A 7557-nucleotide genomic window follows, 5' to 3' on the forward strand; every position below is an offset into this window, starting at 1 on the left:
AGGGAGGAGGGAGGGCGGATGGGTGACAAGACGATGACCGCCGACGAGGCCGTCGCGCGGCTGGAGAGCGGGATGACCCTCGGCATCGGGGGCTGGGGCTCGCGCCGCAAGCCGATGGCCCTCGTCCGGGCGCTGCTGCGCTCGCCGGTCACCGATCTGACGGTCGTCTCGTACGGCGGCCCGGACGTCGGCATGCTGGCGGCGGCCGGGCGCATCCGGAGACTGGTCGCCCCCTTCGCGACGCTCGACTCCATCCCGCTGGAGCCGCACTTCCGGGCGGCCCGGGAGAGCGGCTCCCTCGACCTGACGGAGATCGACGAGGCGATGTTCATGTGGGGGCTGCGAGCGGCCGCCCACCGTCTGCCCTTCCTGCCGGTGCGGGCCGGCCTCGGCTCCGACGTGATGCGGGTCAACCCCGGCCTGCGCACGGTCACCTCGCCGTACGCGGACGGGTCGACCGGGGCGTACGAGACCTTCGTCGCGATGCCCGCCCTGCGGCTGGACGCGGCGCTGGTGCACGTGAACCGCGCCGACCGCGCGGGCAACGGCCAGTACCTGGGCCCCGACCCGTACTTCGACGACCTGTTCTGCGAGGCGGCCGGCACGGCGTACCTGTCGTGCGAGCGGCTCGTCGACACGGCGGAGCTGACGAAGGCGGCTCCGCCGCAGACGCTGCTGGTCAAGCGGCTCCATGTGAGCGGGGTGGTGGAGGCGCCGGGCGGTGCGCACTTCACGTCGTGCGCGCCCGACCACGAGCGGGACGAGGCCTTCCAGCGGCTCTACGCGTCGCTGCCCTGGGCCGAGTTCGCCGAGCGGTTCCTCACGGGCGACGAACAGGCCTACCGGACCGCGGTGCGGACCTGGCACGAGGAGACGCGGGACCGGCGAGGGGAGGACCGGCCATGAGCGACACGGTGCCACCCGCGTCGTCCGCGCAGCCGACGTCATCCGCGCAGCCCACGCCGCCCACGTCACCCGCGCGGTCCGCGTCGTCCGCGCCGCCCGCGTCATCCGCGTCGTCCGCGGCTTCGGGCGGGGCCCGGGCGGCCGTCACCCGTGCCGAGTACTGCGTGATCGCCTGTGCCGAGGCGTGGCGGGGCGACGGCGAGGTGCTGGCCAGCCCGATGGGCCTGGTCCCGTCCCTCGGGGCCCGCCTCGCGCGCGCCACCTTCGCGCCCGATCTGCTGCTGACCGACGGGGAGGCGATGCTGATCGGCGCCGACGGCTCACCGGAGGGCTGGCTGCCCTACCGGCAGCATCTGGCGCTGGTGACGGGCGGGCGTCGGCACGTGATGATGGGCGCGAGCCAGCTCGACCGCTTCGGCAACCAGAACATCTCGTGCGTGGGCGACTGGCGGCGACCGGCGCGGCAGTTGCTCGGCGTGCGCGGCGGGCCCGTCAACACCCTGAACAACCCGGTCAGTTACTGGATACCGAGACATTCGGCGCGGGTCTTCGTCGAGAAGGTCGACCTGATCGGCGGGGTGGGGTACGACAGCGCCGCCGCGGCCGGTCCCACGGCGACCCGTTTCCACCGCCTCCCGCGGGTGGTCTCCAACCTCGGGGTGTTCGACTTCGCGACCCCGGACCACTCGATGCGGCTCGCCTCGCTGCATCCGGGGGTGACGGTGGAGGAGGTCGTCGCGGCCACGGGCTTCGAGCTGGTCCTGCCGGACGAGGTGCCGTACACCCGTGAGCCGTCCCCGGCGGAGCTGGATCTGATCCGCGGGGCCCTCGACCCGCGCGGCCTGCGCGACCGCGAGGTCGGCGACTGAAGGGGGAGCCGATGGAGACCGCGCTGACCAGGCTCACCGGTGTCCGGTACCCGATCGTGCAGACCGGGATGGGCTGGGTGGCGGGCCCGCGCCTGGTCTGCGCGGCGGCGGACGCGGGCGCGCTGGGCATCCTCGCCTCCGCAACGATGACACCGGACGAGCTGCGGGCGGCGGTCCGCGAGGTGAGGTCGCGTACGCGGGCGCCGTTCGGGGTGAACCTGCGCGCGGACGCGGGGGACGCCCGCGACCGGGTGCGGATCATCGTGGAGGAGGGGGTGCGGGTCGCCTCCTTCGCGCTGGCGCCCTCCCGCGAGCTGATCGCCGAGCTGAAGGACGCGGGCGTGGTGGTCGTCCCCTCGGTCGGGGCCCGCCGGCATGCCGAGAAGGTCGCGGACTGGGGCGCGGACGCGGTGATCGTGCAGGGCGGCGAGGGCGGCGGCCACACCGGCGAGGTGGCGACGACCGTGCTCCTCCCCCAGGTCGTGGACGCCGTCGGCATCCCGGTCGTCGCGGCGGGCGGCTTCTTCGACGGCCGGGGCCTGGTCGCGGCGCTGGCCTACGGCGCGGCGGGCATCGCCATGGGCACCCGCTTCCTGCTGACCTCGGACTCGACGGTGCCGCAGGCGGTGAAGGCCCGCTACCTCGCGGCCACGGTGCGGGACGTCACGGTGACGACGGCCGTGGACGGCCTGCCGCACCGCATGCTCCGTACGGAGCTGGTCGCGTCCATGGAGGGGGCGGGCCGGACGAGGGCGCTGGCCAGGGCCGTGCGCCGGGCGGCCGGTTTCCGGCGGCTCTCGGGCCTGACCTGGGCGCAGATGATCCGCGACGGCATGGCGCTGCGGCACGGCAGGGACCTGACCTGGAGCCAGACCCTGCTGGCCGCCAACACCCCGATGCTGCTGCGCGCCGCGATGGTCGAGGGCCGGGCGGACCTGGGGGTGATGGCCTCGGGCCAGGTGGCGGGGGTGATCGAGGACCTGCCGTCCTGCGCGGAGCTGGTGGAGGGGGTGATGAGGGAGGCGGACGAAACGCTGCGCACCCTGCTCGGTCCCGGCCCGCTGTGAGCGCCCCTGAAGGGGCGCGGGGAACTGCGCGACAAGCCCCCACCGGGCCGCGCCCGGCACGCCACCCGAAGCCGCTCGAAGCCGCTCGACGACGAGCGTCCCGGCCTGTGGCGTTTCTTTCGGTCCGGTCCGGACCGGACCGGACCGGACCGGACCGAAAGAAACGCCCTAGAGCCGCTCGATGACGGTCACGTTCGCCTGCCCGCCGCCCTCGCACATCGTCTGCAGCCCGAACCGCCCCCCGGTCCGCTCCAGTTCGTGCAGCAGCGTCGTCATCAGGCGGACGCCCGTGGCGCCCAGGGGGTGCCCCAGTGCGATCGCGCCCCCGTTGACGTTGACCCGCTCGGGGTCGGCCCCGGTCTCCTTCAGCCAGGCCAGCACGACGGGCGCGAACGCCTCGTTGATCTCGACTAGGTCGATCTCCCCGATCGACATGCCGGCCTTCTTCAGGGCGTGCGCGGTGGCCGGGATCGGCGCCGACAGCATCCGTATCGGGTCCTCCCCGCGCACGGACAGGTGGTGGATCCGCGCCCGGGGCGTCAGCCCGTGCTCATGAACGGCCCGCTCCGAGGCGAGCAGCAGGGCGGCGGCCCCGTCGGAGACCTGGGAGGAGCTCGCGGCGGTGACGGTGCCGCCCTCGACGACCGGTGGCAGGGCGGCCATCTTCTCCAGGGAGGTGTCCCGGCGCGGCCCTTCGTCGGCCGTGACGTCGCCGAGCGGCACGACCTCCCGCGCGAAGCGCCCCTCGTCGATCGCGCGGACCGCCCGCCGGTGGGACAGCAGGGCGAACTCCTCCTGGTCCCGCCGCCCGATCCCCCACTTCGCGGCGATCAGCTCGGCGCCGTGGAACTGGCTCACCGGGCGGTCGCCGTACCGGGCCCGCCACCCCGTGCTGCCCGCGAACGGCCCCTCGGTGAGCCCGAGCGGTACGGCGGCCTGCCGGGAGGCGAAGGCGATGGGGACCTGGGTCATGTTCTGGACGCCGCCCGCGACCACCAGGTCCTGGGTGCCGGAGAGCACGGCCTGCGCGGCGAAGTGCACGGCCTGCTGCGAGGAGCCGCACTGCCGGTCGACCGTCACCCCCGGCACCTCCTCGGGGAGCCCGGCCGCCAGCCAGGAGGTCCGTGCGATGTCGCCGGCCTGCGGGCCCACGGCGTCCAGGCAGCCGAAGACGACGTCCTCGACGGCGGACGGGTCGACTCCGGAGCGCGCGACCAGGGCCGTCAGCACATGCGCGCCCAGGTCGGCCGGATGGACCCCGCCCAGCCCTCCTCCGCGCCGCCCCACGGGGGTGCGGACCGCTTCGACGATATAGGCCTCGGCCATGACGACTCCTTCGGATCCGCTGCGGTCACCTGCGGTCACCTGCGTACGGCGATCCCGTCCAGCACCATCGACAGGTACTGCCGGGCGATCTCGTCCGGGCTGTGCTGTCCGCCGGGCCGGTACCAGGACGCGGCGACCCACACGGTGTCGCGCACGAACCGGTAGGTGAGCCGGATGTCGAGGTCGTCCCGGAAGACCTCGCCGGCCACGCCCCGCTCCAGCGTGGACAGCCACGCCTTCTCGAACTTGCGCTGCGACTCGGCGAGGAACGCGAAGCGCTCCTGCGCGACGAGCTGCCTGGACTCCTTCTGGTAGATCGCGACGGCCGCGCGGTGCCGGTCGATCTCCCGGAACGACTCGGTGACCAGCGCCTCCAGCGTCTCGCGCGGGCCCAGTTCGGCGTCCAGGACGGTGTCGTAGCCGTCCCAGAGCTCGTCCAGGAAGGTCCGCAGGATCTCCTCCAGCATCGATTCCTTGGAGTCGAAGTGGTAGTAGAGGCTGCCGGCGAGCATGCCGGCGTGGTCCGCGATCTTGCGCACGGTGGTGGCGTTGTAGCCCTGCTCGGCGAAGACCTCGGCGGCGGTGCCGAGGATCTCCCGCCGCCGCACGGGCGAGGCGTTCACCTGGGACTTCTTCTTGGTAGACACGGCTCCATTCTCCCGCCGGTACGAGCGAGCCCGGTGCCGCCCGACACCGGGCCCCGCCAGGGGCGCGGGGAACTGCGCGACCAGCCCCCACACACCCGCAGACGCCCACCGCCCCCGCCGAATCCGCCGAACCCAGCGGAGCGCTCACGCATGTTGGCTGCTCACCGAGACCACCTCGCCCGTCAGGTAGGAGGAGTAGCCCGACGCCAGGAACACGATCGCGTTGGCCACCTCCCACGGCTCGGCGTACCGCCCGAACGCCTCACGGGCCGTCAGCTCCGCCAGCAGTTCAGGAGTGGTCACCTTCACCAGGTGCGGATGCAGGGCCAGGCTGGGCGCCACGGCGTTGACCCGTACGCCGAACGCGGCCGCCTCCAGCGCCGCGCACCGGGTCAGCGCCATCACGCCCGCCTTCGCCGCCGCGTAGTGCGCCTGGCCGGCCTGGGCGCGCCAGCCGACGACCGAGGCGTTGTTGACGATCACCCCGCCGCGACCGTCCTCCCGGTAGGCCCGCAGGGCCGCCCGCGTGCAGCGGAACGTGCCGTTCAGCGTCACGTCGAGCACCCGCGACCACTGCTCGTCGCTCATGTCGACGAGGTCCGCGGTGCCGCCGAGTCCCGCGTTGTTGACCACGATGTCGAGCCGCCCGTGCAGCCGCCGGGCCGCGTCGAACAGCGCCTGCACCTGGGCCTCGTCGGTGACGTCGCAGGCGTGGGCCGCGACGCCCTCGAACTCCAGGGCCAGCCGCGCCCCGTGCTCCTTCAGGCGCCGCTCGTGCGCGTCGCTGATCAGTACGCGCGCGCCCTCCTCCAGGAAGCGGCGGGCCGTCGCGCCGCCGATACCGGTGCCCGCGGCGGCCGTGACGACGGCGGTGCGCCCCTCCAGCAGTCCGTGCCCGGGCACGTACTCCGGGCCCTCGACGTCCGTCATGGGCCCAAGCTAACCTACCAAACACTTGTTAGGGAAGGTTGTCCCGGAAAAGGGAACGGGAACGAGAACGGGAACAGGAAGCAGGGACGGTGACCGTGGACCTCACGCACTCCCCGGCCGACGAGGCGTTCCGCGCCGAGGCCCGGGCCTGGCTCGACGCGCACGTGCCGGACCGGCCGCTGCCCTCCCTGGAGACCCGCGAGGGCTTCGCGGCCCACCGCGCCTGGGAGGCCGAACTGGCGGCGGACCGCTGGTCGGTGGTGTCCTGGCCGGCCGCGTACGGCGGTCGGGACTGCGGGCTCGTCCGGTGGCTGGTCTTCGAGGAGGAGTACTGGGCGGCGGGCGCCCCGGGCCGGATCGGCCAGAACGGCGTCAGCCTGCTCGCACCGACCCTCTTCGACCACGGCACCGAGGAGCAGCGCGCGCGGATCCTGCCCCCGATGGCCCGCGGCGAGGTCGTCTGGGCGCAGGCCTGGTCCGAGCCGGAGGCGGGGTCCGACCTCGCCTCGCTCCGGTCCAGGGCGGTGCGTACGGACGGCGGCTGGCTGCTGAGCGGGCAGAAGACGTGGTCGTCGCGGGCCGCGTTCGCGGACCGCGCGTTCGGCCTGTTCCGCAGCGAGCCGGACCTGCCCAGACCCCACCAGGGCCTCACCTACCTGATGTTCGGCCTGCGGGCACCGGGCGTGACCGTCCGCCCGATCGGCCGGCTGGACGGGAAACCGGCCTTCGCCGAGATCTTCCTGGACGAGGTGTTCGTGCCGGACGAGGACGTGATCGGCGAGCCGGGCGGGGGCTGGCGGGTGGCGATGTCGACGGCGGGCAACGAACGCGGCCTCACCCTCCGCTCCCCCGGCCGCTTCCTGGCGGCGGCGGACCGGCTGGCCGCGCTCTGGCACGAGCGCGGACGGGACCCGTACCTCCGGGACCGGGTGGCCGACGCGGTGATCGGCGCCCGCGCGTACCGGTTGTTCACGTACGCGGCGGCGTCCCGCTTCCTCGACGGGCAGGCCCTCGGCCCGGAGTCCAGCCTGAACAAGGTCTTCTGGTCCGAGTACGACATAGCGCTGCACGAGACGGCACTCGACCTGCTGGGCCCGGAAGGGGAGTCGCCGGACGGGGAGGCCGCGGACGGCGGCTGGGCCGAGGGGTACCTCTTCTCGCTGGCGGGCCCCATCTACGCGGGCACGAACGAGATCCAGCGCGACATCATCGCCGAACGGCTGCTCGGCCTGCCGAGGGGGCGCCGCTGATGCGCTTCCTGCCGGACGACGAGCAGACCGCCTTCGCGCGTTCCCTGGACGCCCTGCTGACGGCGGCGGACACGCCCGCGGTCGTACGTTCCTGGGCCGCCGGGGACCCGGCGGCCGGGCGGGCGCTGTGGTCGCGGATCGCCGACGCGGGGGTGTTCGCGCTGGCGGTGCCCGAGGCGTACGAAGGGTTCGGGCCGCGGCCCGTGGAACTCGCCGTCGCCTTCGTGGAGTTGGGCAGGCACGCGGTACCGGGACCGCTGGCGGAGACGGTGGCGGCGGCAGCGCTGCTCACCGGGGCCGGGGCCAAGTCCGGGTCTGGGTCCGCGTCGGGATCCGGTGAGCGATTCCTGCCGGGGCTGGCCGCCGGGAGGACGATCGCGACGGTGGCCCTGCCGGGCGCGGGACCGTACGTCCTGGACGCCGACGCGTCGGACATGGAACTGACGGTGACCGACACAGGAGCAGGAACAAGGGCAGGAGCAGGAACCGGCACAGGAGCCGACACCAGCACCCCCACCGTCCCCGCGGGCGGGGAACTCCGGATGACACACGCCCCCGCGGC

Annotated in this window: 8 protein-coding genes; 5 read left to right on the plus strand and 3 right to left on the minus strand. The window is 74.0% G+C overall.

Annotated elements, in window-relative coordinates; all coding sequences use genetic code 11:
* Positions 1-18 precede the first annotated feature (18 nt).
* The 3 genes from FGF04_RS22675 to FGF04_RS22685 are packed head-to-tail and all read left to right on the plus strand — an operon-like array spanning position 19 to position 2842.
* Positions 19-906: a CoA transferase subunit A gene (locus FGF04_RS22675; RefSeq protein ID WP_149513124.1), complete on the plus strand. Its 888-nt coding sequence runs from the start codon at positions 19-21 to the stop codon at positions 904-906.
* Positions 903-1775, plus strand: coding sequence for a CoA-transferase subunit beta (locus tag FGF04_RS22680; RefSeq protein WP_149513125.1), 873 nt, complete (start codon positions 903-905; stop codon positions 1773-1775). Before FGF04_RS22675 ends, FGF04_RS22680 begins: the two co-directional genes overlap by 4 nt.
* A gap of 11 nt (positions 1776-1786) precedes the next feature.
* Positions 1787-2842 (plus strand): NAD(P)H-dependent flavin oxidoreductase, encoded by a 1056-nt coding sequence (locus tag FGF04_RS22685; protein WP_149513126.1) that lies wholly within the window; start codon positions 1787-1789, stop codon positions 2840-2842.
* A gap of 168 nt (positions 2843-3010) precedes the next feature.
* On the opposite strand, the gene FGF04_RS22690 is transcribed toward FGF04_RS22685, so the two are convergent.
* From FGF04_RS22690 to FGF04_RS22700, 3 genes are all read right to left on the minus strand, one after another.
* A complete protein-coding gene (locus FGF04_RS22690; protein ID WP_149513127.1) occupies positions 3011-4168 on the minus strand; it encodes an acetyl-CoA C-acetyltransferase in 1158 nt (385 codons plus the stop codon).
* Between the two features lie 35 nt (positions 4169-4203).
* Positions 4204-4815 (minus strand): TetR/AcrR family transcriptional regulator, encoded by a 612-nt coding sequence (locus FGF04_RS22695; RefSeq protein WP_149513128.1) that lies wholly within the window; start codon positions 4813-4815, stop codon positions 4204-4206.
* Positions 4816-4959: 144 nt separating this feature from the next.
* Positions 4960-5745, minus strand: a complete 786-nt coding sequence (locus FGF04_RS22700) for an SDR family oxidoreductase (protein ID WP_149513129.1) — start codon at positions 5743-5745, stop codon at positions 4960-4962.
* Positions 5746-5840: 95 nt separating this feature from the next.
* Here FGF04_RS22700 and FGF04_RS22705 point away from each other — a divergent pair, with 95 nt between their 5' ends.
* A complete protein-coding gene (locus FGF04_RS22705; protein ID WP_149513782.1) occupies positions 5841-6995 on the plus strand; it encodes an acyl-CoA dehydrogenase family protein in 1155 nt (384 codons plus the stop codon).
* The coding region (locus tag FGF04_RS22710; protein WP_149513783.1) for an acyl-CoA dehydrogenase family protein at positions 6995-7557 on the plus strand (563 nt) is incomplete at its 3' end. The genes FGF04_RS22705 and FGF04_RS22710, both read left to right, overlap by 1 nt.

The sequence above is a fragment of the Streptomyces apricus genome, assembly GCF_008369065.1.
GTDB classification, from domain to species: Bacteria; Actinomycetota; Actinomycetes; order Streptomycetales; family Streptomycetaceae; genus Streptomyces; species Streptomyces apricus.